Genomic DNA, 17,868 nt, shown 5'->3' with positions numbered 1-17,868 from the left:
ATAAAAGATTTATTCGTGTCTATTGTGTTCCCTGCTAATTTGGAGATAGGCATTTATAAAACGGAAAAGCTTCTGCACTTGCGGGTCTTTCATCATCCTTAAAAGAGTAAAAAGACCGATTACCTCATTGCTTTCCTCAGCACGATCTTTCGCTTCTATAGCAGTGGCTGCGATGTTTCTCACGCAGTCTGTTACAGGGTCCATAATTTCTTGAATGGCTCCAACGGTATCGCTCTTTAATACCTCATCGGTAGCGACTGCTTGAACAAAGTCATAAGACTTAGTCAATATACTTACAAGCTCAGTCAATTTTGGCAACTGCTCCACTAAGGCAGTTAGAGATTGCTGAACCTCTGGTTTTAATAGCTGATTCAGTACATCATGTTGTTCCAGATTAGCAGATGAATTCGATAACTCTTCTCCTGCCTTTGTTTGAGCTATTGTTTCTGACATATCCGATTCTCCTTTACGAAAACAATATTGCATAAATTTAGTGGTTAAAGAAAAAGACCTATCTTCCGTAAGATTCCCCAAACTCTTAAGAGCTTGAGATGATTTTTGTATTTTGAAAAATTTACAAGCATATAAATAAATCTTTTGTATAAATTTATCATTGCCATTGAATGCTTAATTATGTCCTATCTTTAGAACGGGTAATAATTTTTAGGGAGATATGAAAATAATCTAAAAGGAAATAGGCAGTGTTTTTGTGTCATTAAAGCGCCGTTTTTTCTTTTGGTTATGAAAGCATAATTCATGGAGACATACACGGATTTGAAATTTGACAATTAAGATATTTTGAAAAATAAAGAAAATAATATTGTTATATGTGAAAAGAATCATTATAATACTACTTATTGATAAGATAGTTAATTTTTATGGAGTAGAATGCAATAAAAGGGGCTATCCATCAAAGAAATTATCTGAATTTTTGTATTATAAAAACCTTTAGAGATATTCTGAAATAGTGTGGGAGGAGAAAATCAAAAGCACAACTCTAGGATAGAGATTGGTACATATTTAATAAAAGTCATCTATTATTCAACCGATTTAATTTTATTGTAGGGTTGTGAGAAATGAATAGCTCTATATTAGCAATGTTGCAATTGTATCTTAAACTAATGGGGGGAATATTTATGAACAGTATACTGAAAAAGTGGAGCCAAGTGAGTCTGGTAAAACAAATCATTGTTGGTTTGATTATTGGTATTATTTTGTCTGTGACAATTCCAGAAGCAGCAAAACCTGTTGTAATTTTAGGCACTTTATTTGTAGGTGCTTTGAAAGCAATTGCGCCTGTGTTGGTACTTTTCTTGGTTATGTCGGCCATCGCTCAACACAAGAGTGGTCAACGAACAAATATGAAATCCATTATCTTCTTATACCTTTTAGGAACATTTTTAGCTGGATTAACTGCCGTTATTATAAGTTTTATTTTTCCTGTAGGCTTAACACTTGCAAAGGGCGCTGAAGGTGTGACTGCTCCTGGCGGTATTGTAGAGGTTCTCAAATCGTTACTGCTGAACATTGTCGATAATCCAGTTAAAGCAATTTATAATGCGAACTATATCGGTATTTTAGCTTGGGCGATATTCTTTGGTTTGGCTTTACGAAATGCCTCTGATACGACAAAAACAATGATTTCTGACTTTTCAGATGTTGTATCCAAAATAGTTACATGGGTTATTAAGTTTGCGCCATTAGGAATCATGGGTCTAGTAGTTGAGTCTATTACTACAAATGGAATCGAATCGTTATTAAGCTATGGAAAATTACTTGCAGTTTTGCTTGGTTGCATGGTCTTTGTGGCGCTGGTTGTCAATCCAATCATTGTGTTCGTGTTTATACGTCAAAATCCTTTCCCACTTGTTTTTAAGTGCTTAAAGGAAAGTGGCATTACAGCATTCTTTACACGTAGCTCAGCTGCAAATATTCCTGTAAATATGAAATTATGTGAAAATCTAGGTTTAAATAAGGATAGTTATTCAGTATCCATTCCATTAGGTGCAACCATCAATATGGGGGGGGCCGCTGTTACGATTTCTGTTTTGACACTTGCAGCGGTTCATACACTTGGTATTGAAGTGGACGTTCCTACAGCAATCATCCTCAGCGTATTGTCAGCTATATGCGCTTGTGGTGCTTCAGGTGTTGCCGGTGGATCTTTATTACTGATTCCTCTAGCATGTAGTTTATTTGGAATCCCATCTGAGATTGCTATGCAGGTAGTTGGAGTAGGCTTTATCATAGGTGTTTTACAAGACTCTTGTGAAACGGCACTTAACTCATCCACAGACGTACTTTTCACAGCAACAGCTGAATTTAAAGAGTGGCGTAAAGAAGGGAAAAAAATAGATATTCGCAAAGCATCATAAAGAAGAAATCTAGTTCTGGTGCAAATATGATCTTTTAGAAGCATCGAACATCAATAACTTGTTTAGCTATGCAAATATATAGTTCATAAATAAAAGACAGTGAGCACAAGCTCCTGTCTTTTTATGTTGAAATTCGAGTCGTAGTTAAAGAAACCTTTATTTACAGTTACACATGCTATGGGGGTAGGAGTAATCAGTTTATTGATTAAGTTTGTGGATTTTTCTCAAATGAAATGACTTTGTGAAAAAATTACTATTACGTTTTATTATTTATCTATATTGTGCATCAGAAGAAGGGGGGAATTTGTCTTTGATATTTTCCCTACACTCCTTACTTTAAGATGCATCATATTAATATGCGAACAAATAGGGGTTATCCGTTTAAATTATCTAATAAGGAAACTAGGCTTTATTGAGAGGTGTTCATTGTAAGTCGCATATGGTCTTACGTCAAATGAAAAGAGAATGAGGTTCCTTTAATTGGTGCAAAGATTATGGTTAAATAGCTTTTAACGCTCTTTTGACTTTTTTTGCAAAAGTCAATGGTTCTTCAACAGATTCGATATTGACATAAATCAAACGTGGATTATCGAACAACCATTCATTGTGGATAGATGAAACTATTATTCCCTGATCACGAATTACAGTAATAAATGGCTCCACTTCATTTTGTAAAAGTGCTACTCTTCCTAAACATAAAGCTTCGCCATTTGAATTATTTATTGATTCGAATGAGAAAGAAGAAGTCACCCCAAATCTCTTTCCCAAAATCGTTGCGTTTATTTCATCTCGAGATATTGTAGCTACACACTTTCCGCCCGCAAACCCTGATTGACCGCCTATAATTTTTGCAAACTTACGACAAAGTGTTTCTTCATTGTTCACTATTTTATTTTTCACCTTCTTTACACTGTATTTTGTTTTTTTTACAGCTTTCTTCTTTCTTTTTGCAAACTACGTTAACTCCTATAAAAAATATAATTCTTTCATAATATCTTATTAAAATTCAAATAAAGTTGTACAGGCAGTTGCAATAGAGAAATCGTGAATTTATTAAGCAAGCAGTTGTAATGGTGTGAGTTGACCTTAAAGCAATGGGCCAGGTTTATTGAAATAGGAATATAACATAAGTGCTTTACTTTCGGAACATTCACTAATAACTCCTAATTTTATTTCAAAGTGAAGGTCGCCTTTTATTTCATAAGAAAATTTGTGAAATATGGTACTTAAACTATCAAGTGCTTTAGTTCTATAAGATAGACCATCATTATTGGTGGTCTTTTTTAATAAATATACATAGTTCCCTCGATGTAAAGTAAGTGGTATTCTAGGCTAACCAGTTAAAACAAACAATAGCTTTATTATTGTTTGTTTTAAGAAAAATGAGTACTAGGTGACGAAAAATATATGACTATTTCTAGAACATCGTTCTTTTTTTGAACGATGTTCTATGTGTTTAGAGGATTAAGATTAAACAACTTTATTTTTACTCATCATTTACGATAGGGTAACCAATTTGTGATCAGAGAGTTTTTGAAGGATTGAGAATTGAGAAATACAAAGTAAAAAACCCCTTGACTACCAAGGGGTTTTTCATATGATCCCGACTGGGTTCGAACCAGCGACCTCCACCCTGTCAAGGTGTAGCTCAATTTATTCACGTTCCTTATAACGGTTAAACCGTTGATATAACTGTATCTTAAACTACTTTTAATGATTTGTACAATGATTTTTAACCTCAACACTCTTCTATAGAATATCTCTAACACTTATTTATATCTTTTGCTCCTAAGGGAATGTATGAGAAATATATGCTCGTAAAATCGACAAAACGCAGATTGCTAATGAATTAGGAGTGAGCAGAGCAACCCTGTACAAGTTGATTAAGGAGTATGATGCTAGTTAAAAATTTTCAAATAAAATTCTTCTTTTATCAAATCATGAACAAAAACCGCTCCTAATTTACAGGGCGGTTGGTTTATAATCTTAAGGTGAAATTAAATTTTTAATAACCTGAAGAGTATTTAAGAACTGAATGTTTTCCTGATTGGATTTATTATTAATTTTATGTTGAATTATTTTTTTATCTAAATCAAGGTAGTATATATTATTATTATCTAATTTTTTTTTAGCTGTATTGATTTCAAATTCAACCCATTGTGAATCGAGAGTTAAAGAAGAAAAGACTAAAACGAAATAATTCGATTGGGTTATCGCTTTAGATATTTGGGAGTATAAATCTCCTGTCAAATCTAAATTTTCTACATCTATCCACGGTTTATAATTATAGGATTTTAACAAGTTAGCTAAACTTCGTGCTTCTTTTGCGTTTTTCCAAGAATAACTGATGAATACAGACTTATTATTATCCACTATCCCTTCAGCTCCTTATTTGATGGAGCATTGAACGTAGAATTTGGTGTGGAATTTGGAATATTATCAATTTCTGTATTTCTACCTTCATCTCTAACTTTTTGTATAGCTTCAAAAAAACCAATCCTTCGTTGGGAATCTGTATCTCCGAAGGATGCTGGATCGGCTTTCATTCGACGTACAAGGTCATAAATCTGTGATTCAAATAACCTGTATTTTTTATAGTTGTCTTGGATTTTAAAAGTTGAATGAATACCTAATAGTACAGCTGAAAGTAATGAAGCTACTTTAACCAACAGCATTGCATAGTCATTATGTTGTACATACCCTAATAAAAAAGGAATAATAATAGGGATTATTGTAACCCATGAAATAATAAAATAATGTAACCATTTATAAGTCCAAGCTTTTTTTTGCCAAATGCCTAGTACTCCAGTTAGATTTTTATATTCTGTTTCTAACCATTCCTTTAACTCATCTCCAATTTCTGGAGTATTATCAAATACTTTTTTTGCTCGTTTTGTTGACCGGCACTACCAATGATAAAACTGGGTTTACATTTTTTTCGGAAAATATAAGCAGATACCAGTAATAAGAGTAAAAATAATATAAATATAGCTCCCCAAAAATCACTGATCATATTTTTCAATAACCCTACATTCATTTCATACACCTACATTCCTAATTGTCATACCATTATAAACAATTTTTAACAAGTGGTAAATATGACTAAAATTTGAAAAGAAAATATTTTAAATTAGAAGCAATAACCGCTCCAAAGACATAGATTCGATCAGGTCTATTAGAAAAGTTCAATATGAACAAAATGGGTTTTGGTGCAAAAATCATTTAATAGAGACATAGAGACTACACAGTCTGTTTAATTACAAATTATGATGCAATTCCAAACAACTTATGTATGAAATTCACTTCATTTTGTACAGACTTCACCTGTCGGTGAAGTTGTCCTTTTTCAAGAATCGACAAGACAGTTACGCATCGACTTCGGGGACAGTATCTGATAAGGCAGGCTTTTGCAAAAGGGCAATTTCATTTACAGATTCTATAGATGATCTAAGTGAAGAAGCGAAACGTTTGTGTGAAAAATTATATGAATTTATTGCTGTTAATAATAGATAATTATTATTTATATTAATTGAGAACAATAACTTACTTGCAGTTGCAATTCCGTTGCCCTGCTCCTTTCTTTGATAACCTAAAGATTTAGAATAAAAAGCACCAAATTAGAAAAGAAAATTGATATTTCCTAAGAAAGAACAAAAAACTACTCTATTAAAGACATTTTTTAATTGACCTTCTCTTCCTATTTATTCATTAGTCTAATTGTAATTATGTCTATAGAGTAGTCTTTTTAGAAACATATTTTCTTCTGAATGTCAATAGATATATAGTGCAAAATTTGAAAAAAATAAAGGGATATGCTATAATTTATTAGTAGACATAGAGATTTGATTGTCTACAATAAGAATCATACTACAAGCTCTGGAGAACTAATTAAGGTTTTTAAAAATGTAAGCGTTTACAAAAAAGAGTGTTGCAAGGGTTTAAGGAGTCACAATAGATAGCATTTTATAAAAGGTATGAAATACGGTGTAAATAAATATATATATCACCACATTACATATATTTTTTATATGATAGCATATTATTTATATATATATTTAATTACACCAAATATCATACCTTTTACGAATCGCTATAAAACTATAAATCGAAGGAGTGTGATAACTATGAAAAAACTAAATCAAGATTATTTTTTTTGTTATTCAAAACAGACAATGAAATTTTTGAAATATGACAAAGGTATCCCATTCATTACATCTGCGATACATGGGAGAACAGGTATGAAGTTCTGGTTATTCGAGAGAATACCAGAATTAGATGAAGCGTTAAAAGAGATAGTATAAGATACAAAAACAAGAATAAACAAATACAAAGGAGTAAGCAAAGAGGATGGCTAAGAAGTTGAGTAAACGAGAAATAAGATACATGGTGGCATTTAAAGAAAAAGAGAGCTATTTGTTAATGCCAAATAATATTTTTGATATTTTGCCACAAGATGAAGAGTTAATGAATGCAAAAGCACCGCACGTTGCAATAGCTTATACATACATATATTTCATCACATGGTTATACCGTTACGCTAAGTATGGAGTGATGGATTTAGAGAATGTAACAGATAAGAGAATTAAATACATCTTAGGTTTAGCAGAGACAAACAAAGAAATTAATTACATTATTAAAAAGGATGGTGTATTGGATACATTAGGTATCACTAAAACAGTATTGTTTCTAGAAGCACCTGTTGAATGGTACTTTTGGGAAGATGATACAAGTCATCCTGAATGGAGTTATTTTAAGGACAGGAATGATGATTTGAAGGTAAACGTCAAGAGAAAGCAGATAAAAGAGCCTGTATTTGCGATAAATACAAGAGAGGTTAATGATACAGAATACAATGGTACTTTCTATGATAAAGAATATACGCATCAAATCCCATTTGAAGTGTTTATTGAGTGTATAACTAATCCAGACTTAGGTTGTACAGCGTTCTACATCTATGGATACTTAGCAAGTCGCTGTGGTACAAATGGTGGTCAAATTCAAGTGTCAGTTGAAACTATTAGTAAAAGAACAGGTATTAGACATACAACAAGAGATAAGGCATTAGATGCTCTTAAAAAGTTTGGGTTAATTGGTTGTATTCCTGAAAACTTTGTAGTTGAGCGTGGAGAGTATAAAACAGAAGCAAATACATATTGGATACATAAAGATGCAGAGAGATTCACAACTGAGCCAATAAATTATCCGAAGCGTAATGTAATTCATAGGTCACATTTACAAGATAATAAAGAGGAGAATTAAATTTAGAGTATTTTTTAAAACATGAAGTTTTTAATTAGCTTTAAGTTAAGTAAAAACATAGAGAACATAAATCCTAAATATAGGATAACGTAATGCTAATTAAGTATTTCATGTACAACATAAAATAGATAAAGGAGCTTATTCGCTGACAATAAGCTCTTTTTATTTGTAAGTGTATAAAATGGGATTTGTATGTATTTCATCCCCACAACCATGTTAAATATTTAGTACGTGTGATTCTAGCGAAAAGACTGTCAATTGAGACGTTTTTACGTGTGAGTTTTCGTGTGGTTGAATCAATAGACGGAGCAGAATATAGTTCTAATAAGAAATGCTATAATATTATCGAAAGTAAAATTGAAAATTGTACTTTACAAAGGGGAAAATTGTAATGCCTGAGCCAAGTATAAAAATAAAAAGAATATGGGAAGATACAGACTTCTTTGAATTGAACCTTGATTTTCAGGGGTTTTCCTGTAATGCGAACATTGATATATACACTACAAACGAGGAACTTGAAGATTTACGACAAGGGATAATTAAGTTTTCAAATTTTAAATTAAACGAATTTCAATGGGTTTCTGGTGAAGATATAGAAAATATAACTCATTTCTTATCTATAAGATTTTTCTTGCATGATAAAAGAGGGATTGTAGGCGTAGAGGTAATAGCTGATAATAAACAATCAAAACCTTATTGGATGCGTACAAACTTTTTTATTCTTACAGAACTTAATCAAATTGATGATTTTGTAAAGAAGCTAGAGAGGCTAATTAAAGAGGAAATTATTGAATTAGAAGGTATCATTCCAATAAGGTAAAAATTTTAATGTTTTAGGTAGTTTGATTTCTAACAATGAAGTTGTTGGTATTCAGTAAATAGGTAGCGATGCCATAACAGTGGGTATCGCTTTTGGGTTTGTAAAGGTATAACTTAGACGAACGGTAGGGTCGAAGCTGGTGAAACCGGAACTGTTAGGAAAGTTGCATTTCATGTATCTTCTAATCTCTTCTATGTTTCAGGACCTACGTAGCTTATCTGAAATCTAACCTATATAACACACAAATACTCACGTCTTAATAAAGGTAAATGTAAAAAAGGCATAATCAACTATTACACGAGGTGAAAATAAGCTTCCACTTAAATAGGGTCTTCTGAATTAACAGGAAACTAAAAATATAACAGACTTAGAATATTATGAAAAATAAATTAATGCTATAATAATATGGATTCTATACAATAAAGGGTGATAATTATGTGGGAGCCAAATTCTTTGATCCATGAAGTCAAATTTTTTAAAAAAGTTAATGAATCTACAAAAACCATAATTGGAGGTAAATCTTTTAATGACGGAACCCTCCTAGCTTGGGAATATGAAGCCTATGATGATGAAACAGTAACAATGAAATTGATAAAAGAAATCAAATTTAGCGAAAAAGAAGTGGAACTCAAAGTATTCAAACAAGACTCAGTAGTACAAGAGATTACAAGTTTTGTTCAAAATTATACAAAAACTAATAGGTTGGCTATTCTTGTTTTTGACGAAAAAAAAACTTATAGTTTTGAATCCGAATTAACTCAGCATTATGAAGAGGGAAAAAAACTGTCTATTGGTATCCCAGAAGAACTAAAAAACCTATTACCTGAGGAAATACAAGGGGATTTTATTCAACAAGTTAAATCAGAAAAACCAATAAATATGTTTTTATTCGATCCTAAATTACTGGAATCTATTACCACTATTTCAGCTAATCTTATTACAATTATTGGTGCAGTATTTGTCGCAGTTAAATTTTTTAAAGAAAGGCAGTCGGTAACCGACGACGCACAACAAATAGAAAATACTAACAAAAAGGCAGAGTATATTATCATTGGAGATGTAAAAATCCCTATAAAAGGTATATCGGAGGAACAAATTGAAACACTTATAGAACTTTGTTTAGAAACAATAAGAAGACAATAGTACTAATCAACAGTCTAATAATCAGCTATAGATTACTGTAGAAAAAGACCGTGTATAAAAAGTTGTAGGTTTTATTTAGAGAATAGGGGCGTCACACATGACTGTTGAAAAGGTTTATAACAAATTGGTAAGAGATTAAATCTCTGACATTATTAACAGGGTGAATAAAGAATCTATTACATATGTAGCAACTGAGGAAGAAGCTAAAAAAATGTTGTTGCGTAAGTTGGTAGAAGAGCTTGAAGAATTTAAGGAAACACCGATAGAAGAGGAATTAGCTGATTATAGTAAAGGCATTTAACCTTGACATGGATAAGGTGAAAAGTATTAGGGCAAGTAAAAAGGAAGAACGAGGTGGATTTGGGAAACGAATTGTTTTGAAAAAGGTAATAGAGAGAGAATTGTAGGCACTCTTTAAGGGTGTCTTTTTTTATTTAGGGGGGTGCTTTCGACCAATTGTAACCGCATATTCATTGGATAGGGTAGAAGCACTAACACTCCTGCACTCAAAGTAGAAATTATCCCCGCATGAGGTGTAGGGACACTATTTTGACATGTGCAAAACAGATCGTACTACGATTTATTTTGAGGTCTATAGTATATCTGAATTTAATTATATAAGTTAAATATCACACCTTGAGATTCATAAGATTATTGAATTTGCATATTATTTTAAGTAAAGCAGTTAGCTAACCGTAGATAAGTTAGAAGTGGAGGTGTTTGATCTTGGAGAATAAAAGTGGATTGATAAAAGGTATAGAACAGCTCCAATTAGAAATCTTGGAACAAGTGAAGGTAGAGGAAGAACCTTATGTTATTAATGAGTTAAACAACATGGTGGAGACGCTTACTGAAGCAAAAAGCCAATTGGAAGTTGAAAAGTATAAAATAGTTTTCATTGGGGAGAAAGGAAATGGAAAAACTACCCTTGCATCTCACCTCTTTGATTTGATTTCTTACAGTAAACCAAGTTCCAAAGAGAGAAAGTTATTAGGGGATGAGGTTAAGAAAGTGAATGAATTACTCACGACAGGGTCTGGTGGTACAACAATGAGTGAGGTTGTTATTGTACCAGATTCTGAAACATTTATTGAAATTAAGAAAATGGAAAATAGTAAGGTAATCAGCTTATTAGAAATACTTTGTCATTCGTATTGGAGTGAAGTAAAGGAGGATAAGGGTAATAGTTCTACTTTACCTGAAGAGTACAATAGAGGACTGAGAAACCTTATTAGATTAACAGAAGATGAAATTATAAAACTAGCTTCAGATTCTAAAACTGTTGGTGATTTTATTGAGGAAATTGTAACTCGAGCTAATCTTAATCATCGTACGACCGAAAAAATTGTATATTGTGGTGAAGGAACTTTGGAGGGACAGAAAGATTGGCTTAGAAGGGAGTTTGGATTAATAAATCGAGTTGCACGTGAAGATATGAGTATCCCCGAGGTTATCAACGTACATGTAAATAGTGCAGTCCTTAATGATAAGGCTATTTCGAAAGTAGAGAGCATTATTGATACAAGAGGACTTGATTCAAAAGGATGGGAAGCTAGAGAAGATTTACATAACTACCTTAATAAACAGAAAAATACAATTTGTGTTTTTGTTGGAGGGTTTAATAATCCTATTACTTATAATACAAAAGGTTTAATTGATAATGTTATTGTTAATCCACCTCATAGCAATAAATCCAATTTAGTATTGCTTGTAAATTGGGAAGAAGGACAGCCAGAGAATACCATTGGAGATAACGGAGTAGTTGAGGATGAGGAAGAAGGGATAAATCATAAAAGAAATGCTATTTGGAGAGAATTGCATAACTTAGATTTTGATAAAGAAAATATATTATTTTATAATCCGTTTGGTTGCTTCGTAAAGGGGAAAGTGATTTCTAATTCCAGTGTAGAAGTTTATAATCAGGAAAAGATCCCTTTCATTGATACAATTTTTAGTGTTATAAGGAAAAGGGAAGAAGGTTTGATTAAATATATTTATAAGGTGAATGCAGACTTCCACAGGCTAACAAATGGACGCATAACCAAGAGTGATATGCAGTATATAGAAGTCATAAAAAGGAATATTGAGTCATTAAAGCTAAATAACAATTTTATAAAAGTTGAAGAATTTAATGAACTATTAACACAGTGCATAGCTTCTTGGCATCCAAGTACTATTAATGCCACAAATAAACTTTTTGGTGAATGGTACAATGGCAATGTTTATCAATCTGGATATACAGTGATGGGTCAATTTGTTGATTCAATATTTGAGAAGGAAATATTAAAAGTGGTCCACCTAATATCATCGCAGAAACAATATAACATTAGTCGTTCTTGTCGCACTTTGCTAAGCCTATGGGAAGAAAATATCATTAAATTGTATAATGAGTTTAAGGATAGTCTTGGTGAAAAGACTAAGAATTATTTAGGACAACATATTTTAAGTCCAAAGGTTAATAGTAGTCCATTTTGGAGTTCTGTTATTAGCAGATATGGTAAAGGGAAAGGGTACGTTAAAGATGTAACACATATATATAAAAAGGAATTAGATACTAAGAGTGGTCTTATATATAGATTGTTCGTTACTTCTTGGGAAGAAGAATTTTTATTAAGGATAGATATGCTTATTAACCAAAAGAAAATCACCACTTGAACATATGAGAAGAGGATACCACGGTAAAGGTATTCTCTTTTTATTTATTGAATTGGTAAAAATGTGTTAATTAATGCACTAAGCAAAGACTACCATTTTCAAGTTAGCTAAATTTTAAATTTTGGATTAACCTTAAGTTAAAACATAAATAACATAAACTCAAATAAGTGGAAACTTAATATTAATCGAGCATTTTAAACATAATAAACTTTAATAATTATTGACAGTTCCCCAATCTATAAATTGGGGAACTGTATAAAAACGGACTTTTATATACTACGTTTTTACTCATATTAAAAATGTATTACGTTTGATTTTACTAAAAAGAGTGTTAATTGAGAAGATTTACTGTGCGTTACCGTGTGATTTTTAATATTTTCTTTTAATTATTCACATTAAGCTATTTAAGGAGTTATGTTTTTTTAAAGTATTGAAAATTTTTGTTAATATAAAGATGATAAAAGAAGTTAACGTCCTAAATATATTAGGTAATTAACTTCTTTTTCTTTTTATATGAATTTTTTCAGTATCTTCTTAAAGAATGAAGTTTTTTAATTAATTGTCACTTAATTCCTTTAATACCTCATTATAGATTCTTTCAAGGTAAATTCTTTCTTCCACATCTGTTGTAATTTCGTTGAATTTATCAAAAGCCTCAATTATTGTAAGGGTATTATTGACTAAGGTAGAATTGTAATAATCATTTGCCTTATCCCTAGCTTCTTTGCTTAGTTTTTGTGTGGAAGAATGGATTTTCTTAAATATCATGAATAATTGATTATCGCTTAATTTATTCATTTTAATACTCATTATATGTTGTATATTAATATCCTTTAATTCATTTATTCTATCTGAAAAAGAAAGTTTTTCCTGAACGTTACTGATACCTGTCGAATGATTTATATTGAATACGTAGTTTGATAGACCACTAAAACTTTTACCTTGTTCATTTACTACGGTATATCTTAATTCTAGAGAGAATGCTCCCTCTTTTATCTCATTATTAGAAACATAGACTCCGAAGTAAATTTCCCCTAAATTCGGTATCTTTATTGGGTTTTGTTGACTGAAAAATATCTTAATTTCTGAATCAGATAAGTAAGCCTTTTCTAAATTAAATGATGTTTGATTTTCTTTTGAATATTTATGAAGAGAGATTAATGTTAGGTAAATAGCAAGGTGATTATCGTAGTTGTTGTATCTTGTGGAGGTTAACCCTCTTAAAAACCATTCATTTTTATTTTTTATTAATCTATATTGTTTTTTTAGAGAAGGTAATTTTTCGATTAATTGGGTTATGTTTTCTCTTAATAGATCGTTATAAGAATTTGAGATACAAAATTTTGAAAATTTCCCCATATTAAAAGCGTTGTCTAAAAAATCATATGAAAAATCATAAATTCCAGTTGCGTTAAAATCTTCATCAAACAATTCATTATTAAATCTTAAAATTATCTCGTGATCGTCAGAAAGCCCAATATACTCAATGTTTTTTAATTCCTCAACTATATCTAGTTTTTCTTCATCAACTTTTTCAAAGTACAAGAGTAGCTCTTTAGAACCATTAATTAATAAGTTTGATTCTGAATTAAACTTATTTAAAGGGAATGTCTCACCAATTAATTTATCTAATTCTGATTCTCTAATTAGATGTTTTAAGTCTTTAAATTGAGCAGGAGATGAATTTAATTGACTGTTTATTTCGACTTGGAAAATGTGATTTTTCATTAGTTACCTCCAATTATATGATAGTTAAATTTTATCATATTCTGTATAAAAAAGTAAAATAATGGTGAGTGATGTTTTATTATTACGAAAGGTAGATTTAAGTATAAAAAGATAGGGAATTATACTTAAATGACAAAACAAATTTGATTGCTATTATGTATCATTTGAGTACACCCTATTGATACATTATAGGGTGATTGATATACTTAGGTTATTAACGTCTCATATACATGTATCAAAATAGGGAGTGGGATTGATATGAAGTATGGGTATGGTCGTGTATCGTCAGCAGGTCAAAATTTAACTGCACAAATTAAACAATTGCAAGAAGCAGGATGTAACACCATCTTTAAAGAAAAGGTCAGTGGGAGAAAGAAAGAGGATAGAGAGCAATTCAACCTACTCCTTGAGACAGTCCAAGAAGGTGACACCATTGTTGTTACAAAGCTAGATAGGTTTGCCAGAAGCACAAAAGATGCTTTAAACACCATTGAATACTTAAACAGCAAAGGGGTTTCCCTTATTGTTTTGAACATGGGTGGAGATAAGATAGATACAGGAACAGCAATTGGTAAGTTAATGATTACTGTACTATCTGGTATAGCTGAATTTGAAGCCGACATGATTAAGGAAAGACAATTGGAGGGCATTGAAGAGGCCAAGCAAAGGGGTGTTTATAAAGGAAGACCAAAGAAGTATACAGAGAATAACAGAGGTTTACAGTATGCCCTTGAGTTATTCTATAATAGAGATACCAATAAGATGACTGTTAAAGAGATTGAACAGATAACCAAGATAAGCAGGGCGACTCTTTATAGGGCAGTAAAAGAACAGGAATAAATGAAATAAACACAGGTAAATATTAGTTATACATAAACTTATCATAAAAAGTTGCATCGAACGATATTTGAAGAAAAAACATATTCTAAAACAACTTTATAACAATAGAAAAGAAAGACTAGAGAGATGTGGAATTAATGTTACATAGGAGGTTTTATTAACTTATTATAGGTAAGTAACCAAGGGATGCATAACTTCTTGGTTACTTTTCTAAAAGGGGAATTACTACAATGGATAGAATCAGAAATCATGAGCAATTCGTAGCGAAAGTCAAAGAGCTTACTGATAATGAATATACAATTTTAACAACATATGTTAAATCATCATTACATCTACAAATGAGACATAATAGCGAAGTATGTTGTAATCATGAATATCCAGTTACACCAAACGTATTTCTTCGTGGAAGAAGATGTCCAAAGTGTGCAGAGATTAACAAGAATAGTGATAAGAGAAGGACGCACGAAGAATTTGTTAAGGAGTTTAAGGATGCAGTTGGAGATGAGTATGTATTATTAAGCAAATATAAGAACGAAAGAACAAAGATAAAAGTTCTTCACACTGTTTGTAATCAAGAAGATGATGTAACGGTAAGATACTTCCTTAAAACAGGTGGCTCTTGTAAATATTGTCGTAATCAAACAAATGGAGACAGAACCAGAAAGCCGCATGAAGCTTATGTATCGGAAATAAAATCTAAGCTTGGAGATGAATACACTATACTTGGTACTTATAAAAGCAACAAGGTTGAGATTGAGGTAAGACATAATGTTTGTGGAAATACATGGTTTCCACAGGCAGGTAACTTCCTTGCAGGTTCTAGATGCGACCATTGCTACGGAAAACATAGGAGGACTACAGAAGAATTTAAACAAGAAGTATTTGAGAGAGTTGGCAATGAGTATAGTGTCATTGGAGAATATGAGAGAGCATTGGGTAACGTTGAAATGATTCATAATAAATGTGGATTTACATGGAGTCCCAGACCTAATGATTTTCTCAATAATGATTCTAGATGTCCTTTATGCTCTAAGATTAATAGCAAGGGTTCAATAAGAATCGCTGAAATTTTAGAGAGCAACGGTATTGAATTTAAAAGAGAGTATAGATTCGAAGATTGTAAGCATATCAACACATTGCCATTTGACTTCAAGACCATTTTGCGTGGAGAAATATTACTCATTGAATTTGATGGAGAACAACATTTTAAACCCATGGAACATTGGGGTGGAGAAGAAGCTTTTAAAGAAACTCAACTCCGTGACCAAATTAAAAATGAGTACTGTGAGGAAAAAGAAATCAAGCTTATCAGAATCAAATACACCGAGTATGACAACATTGAATCAATCCTTCAAGAAGTATTGATGGGAGAGTTAAGTGTATCTGATAATGTAATCACATACTATCCGAAAGCGTATTATACAGAGGAAACATTAGGTTTAGTTATTGTCTAAATTCTTCGTCAATACATTAAAAACAAAAGTATTAATATAAAGTAGTCATTAATTGAAAGAATGGCACACAGTTTTCTAAAAGATATAGATGCAAAACATAGCAGAACTTGAAGATTTTAAGGAAAATCGGTAGAAGAGGAGTTTGCTGATATATTAGGAGTAATTAGTGGCATAGCAAAGGTATTTAACCTTGATATGGATAAGGTGAAAAGTATTAAGGCAAGTAAGAAGGAAGAATGAGGTGGGTTTGAGAAACGAATTGTTTTGGAAAAGGTAATAGAGAGGGAAGCGTAGGTACTCCTTAGGGGTATCTTTTGTATATGTGCGGGTGCTTTTTACCAAAGATAGCAGTATGTATGTTGGGGGGGGAATATGTAAAGAATACGGGTCATTCAAATCAACATGTAAAACAAAGTTATGCTGGAGGTTTTTTATTGTAATGAGAAAATCTTATAGAAGAAATCCAAGAAGAATTGATAGAAAAGAATTTAAAAGAAACTTTCTTAGTGAAAAGACTGAACAACCTCAGGAGAGTAAGTGGCGTAAGAATGAAATAACATATGCTCTTCTAGCAGTAATTATATCAGTTTTTACATTTGTATGGACTGTTTATCAGGATTTCAAAAAAGATAAAGAAGAAATCACCATTAATTCATTTACGCCTGTGAGTAATACTAACCTATCATTTAGTAATTTTTTTCGAGGGAAGCTTATAACCTTAGAGTTTGGTATTTTATTGTCAAATACAGGTGATAATACAATATCCTTGATTAATTATGAATTAAAACAAGTCGCTGAGGACTCACCTGAAAAGGGCTTTAGTTATCCTATGCAATATAGTAGAATGAATCAAGGTTTTATAGAAGCAGATGGAAAAATTACTAGTATGCCATTTATAATAAAATCTGGAGAAAGTAGACTAGTTTATATTAAAACAGGAATCATAATTGATGAGAATATTTATTTGAAAATCAACGATGTCTACAAACAAGAAACTGGTAAGGATTTATCATCTGTGCAAAATTTTACATATGAGGATTTACAATACTATACGGTAAAGGCAGGAACCGACATCTACGGTAATCCAATAGAAGGGAAGACTGATCAAGACTCTTCAGGAGAAAAATCATTTTCTTCCTCAATGGAACTAGAAAATGCCCTGTACCCAATCTTTTCATTAACTTTTAAATCAGCAAAAGGAAATTATTTTACTCATCGATATAGTGAATATAAAATAAATAATTTTTAATCCCTTTTATTACAAAAAAGTCTGCTACATCAGCGTTTTGTGATAGAAGGTAGGTGAAAATAAATTAAAAACATGAAATTTATGTAAAATCACACGAAAATTAGGTTTTTTGTATAAAATTGGATTTTTATGTATTTCATCCTCGCAACCATGTTAAATAGATATTACGTGTGATTTTAGTGATAAACTTGTCACTAGACATAATTTTATCGTGTGAATCTAGAGAGTTTTGAACTAGAAAGGTTTATGATTTCTGATTATCTGTTACTTATATATGTGTTTTGTTTTGTAAAAATAGGTAGTCAATATGTCTTACGCGATATATATAATAATTTTGATGAGAAA

The 17,868-nt window shown here is 31.4% G+C and carries 15 protein-coding genes and 1 pseudogene; 10 read left to right on the top strand and 6 right to left on the bottom strand.

Annotated features, from left to right (window positions below; translation table 11 throughout):
• Positions 1–9: 9 nt before the first annotated feature.
• Complete coding sequence (locus tag ACTDJC_RS10210; protein ID WP_440603300.1) at positions 10–453, bottom strand: DUF1641 domain-containing protein; 444 nt, start codon at positions 451–453, stop codon at positions 10–12.
• Positions 454–1,136: 683 nt separating this feature from the next.
• Here ACTDJC_RS10210 and sstT point away from each other — a divergent pair.
• Complete coding sequence (gene sstT / locus ACTDJC_RS10205) at positions 1,137–2,375, top strand: serine/threonine transporter SstT (RefSeq protein ID WP_440603299.1); 1,239 nt, start codon at positions 1,137–1,139, stop codon at positions 2,373–2,375.
• A gap of 498 nt (positions 2,376–2,873) precedes the next feature.
• Here the strand turns inward: sstT and ACTDJC_RS10200 are convergent, their stop codons facing one another.
• Positions 2,874–3,263, bottom strand: coding sequence for a DUF1259 domain-containing protein (locus ACTDJC_RS10200; RefSeq protein WP_440603470.1), 390 nt, complete (start codon positions 3,261–3,263; stop codon positions 2,874–2,876).
• A gap of 919 nt (positions 3,264–4,182) precedes the next feature.
• Here ACTDJC_RS10200 and ACTDJC_RS10195 point away from each other — a divergent pair.
• Positions 4,183–4,281 carry a helix-turn-helix domain-containing protein gene (locus ACTDJC_RS10195; protein WP_440603469.1) on the top strand — a complete coding sequence of 33 codons (99 nt, stop codon included), beginning with the start codon at positions 4,183–4,185 and terminating at the stop codon, positions 4,279–4,281.
• A gap of 80 nt (positions 4,282–4,361) precedes the next feature.
• Here the strand turns inward: ACTDJC_RS10195 and ACTDJC_RS10190 are convergent, their stop codons facing one another.
• The 3 genes and pseudogenes from ACTDJC_RS10190 to ACTDJC_RS10180 all read right to left on the bottom strand — a co-directional run.
• Positions 4,362–4,748 carry a toll/interleukin-1 receptor domain-containing protein gene (locus tag ACTDJC_RS10190; protein WP_440603298.1) on the bottom strand — a complete coding sequence of 129 codons (387 nt, stop codon included), beginning with the start codon at positions 4,746–4,748 and terminating at the stop codon, positions 4,362–4,364.
• Positions 4,748–5,050 carry a hypothetical protein gene (locus ACTDJC_RS10185; RefSeq protein ID WP_440603297.1) on the bottom strand — a complete coding sequence of 101 codons (303 nt, stop codon included), beginning with the start codon at positions 5,048–5,050 and terminating at the stop codon, positions 4,748–4,750. Before ACTDJC_RS10185 ends, ACTDJC_RS10190 begins: the two co-directional genes overlap by 1 nt.
• A gap of 589 nt (positions 5,051–5,639) precedes the next feature.
• Positions 5,640–5,723 (bottom strand): annotated as a pseudogene (locus ACTDJC_RS10180) (IS6 family transposase); the annotation flags it as partial.
• Between the two features lie 776 nt (positions 5,724–6,499).
• Between ACTDJC_RS10180 and ACTDJC_RS10175 the strand changes: the two are divergent.
• The 5 genes from ACTDJC_RS10175 to ACTDJC_RS10155 all read left to right on the top strand — a co-directional run bounded on the left by ACTDJC_RS10175 (position 6,500) and on the right by ACTDJC_RS10155 (position 12,252).
• Positions 6,500–6,676 (top strand): hypothetical protein, encoded by a 177-nt coding sequence (locus ACTDJC_RS10175; RefSeq protein WP_440603296.1) that lies wholly within the window; start codon positions 6,500–6,502, stop codon positions 6,674–6,676.
• A 46-nt stretch (positions 6,677–6,722) separates the two neighbouring features.
• Positions 6,723–7,634: a hypothetical protein gene (locus ACTDJC_RS10170; RefSeq protein ID WP_440603295.1), complete on the top strand. Its 912-nt coding sequence runs from the start codon at positions 6,723–6,725 to the stop codon at positions 7,632–7,634.
• 391 nt (positions 7,635–8,025) lie between these two features.
• Positions 8,026–8,454 (top strand): hypothetical protein, encoded by a 429-nt coding sequence (locus tag ACTDJC_RS10165; protein ID WP_440603294.1) that lies wholly within the window; start codon positions 8,026–8,028, stop codon positions 8,452–8,454.
• 435 nt (positions 8,455–8,889) lie between these two features.
• Entirely contained in the window at positions 8,890–9,597 is a 708-nt protein-coding gene (locus ACTDJC_RS10160; protein ID WP_440603293.1) for a hypothetical protein, read from the top strand.
• Between the two features lie 726 nt (positions 9,598–10,323).
• A complete protein-coding gene (locus ACTDJC_RS10155) occupies positions 10,324–12,252 on the top strand; it encodes a hypothetical protein (protein ID WP_440603292.1) in 1,929 nt (642 codons plus the stop codon).
• A gap of 555 nt (positions 12,253–12,807) precedes the next feature.
• On the opposite strand, the gene ACTDJC_RS10150 is transcribed toward ACTDJC_RS10155, so the two are convergent.
• A complete protein-coding gene (locus tag ACTDJC_RS10150) occupies positions 12,808–13,980 on the bottom strand; it encodes a hypothetical protein (protein WP_440603291.1) in 1,173 nt (390 codons plus the stop codon).
• A 258-nt stretch (positions 13,981–14,238) separates the two neighbouring features.
• On the opposite strand from ACTDJC_RS10150, the gene ACTDJC_RS10145 reads away from it, so the two are divergent.
• The 3 genes from ACTDJC_RS10145 to ACTDJC_RS10135 all read left to right on the top strand — a co-directional run bounded on the left by ACTDJC_RS10145 (position 14,239) and on the right by ACTDJC_RS10135 (position 17,523).
• The gene (locus ACTDJC_RS10145) at positions 14,239–14,820 is read left to right on the top strand and encodes a recombinase family protein (protein WP_440603290.1); all 582 of its coding nucleotides are present in this window, start codon (positions 14,239–14,241) and stop codon (positions 14,818–14,820) included.
• A 230-nt stretch (positions 14,821–15,050) separates the two neighbouring features.
• A complete protein-coding gene (locus ACTDJC_RS10140; RefSeq protein ID WP_440603289.1) occupies positions 15,051–16,274 on the top strand; it encodes a hypothetical protein in 1,224 nt (407 codons plus the stop codon).
• Positions 16,275–16,713: 439 nt separating this feature from the next.
• Complete coding sequence (locus ACTDJC_RS10135) at positions 16,714–17,523, top strand: hypothetical protein (RefSeq protein ID WP_440603288.1); 810 nt, start codon at positions 16,714–16,716, stop codon at positions 17,521–17,523.
• Positions 17,524–17,868: the final 345 nt, after the last annotated feature.

The organism is Bacillus sp. GB_SG_008, assembly GCF_052038115.1.
GTDB classification, from domain to species: domain Bacteria; phylum Bacillota; class Bacilli; order Bacillales; family Bacillaceae_G; genus Bacillus_A; species Bacillus_A rhizoplanae.
The sequence above is the reverse complement of the archived record's forward strand: the minus strand, read 5'-3'. Positions and strand labels throughout refer to the sequence as shown.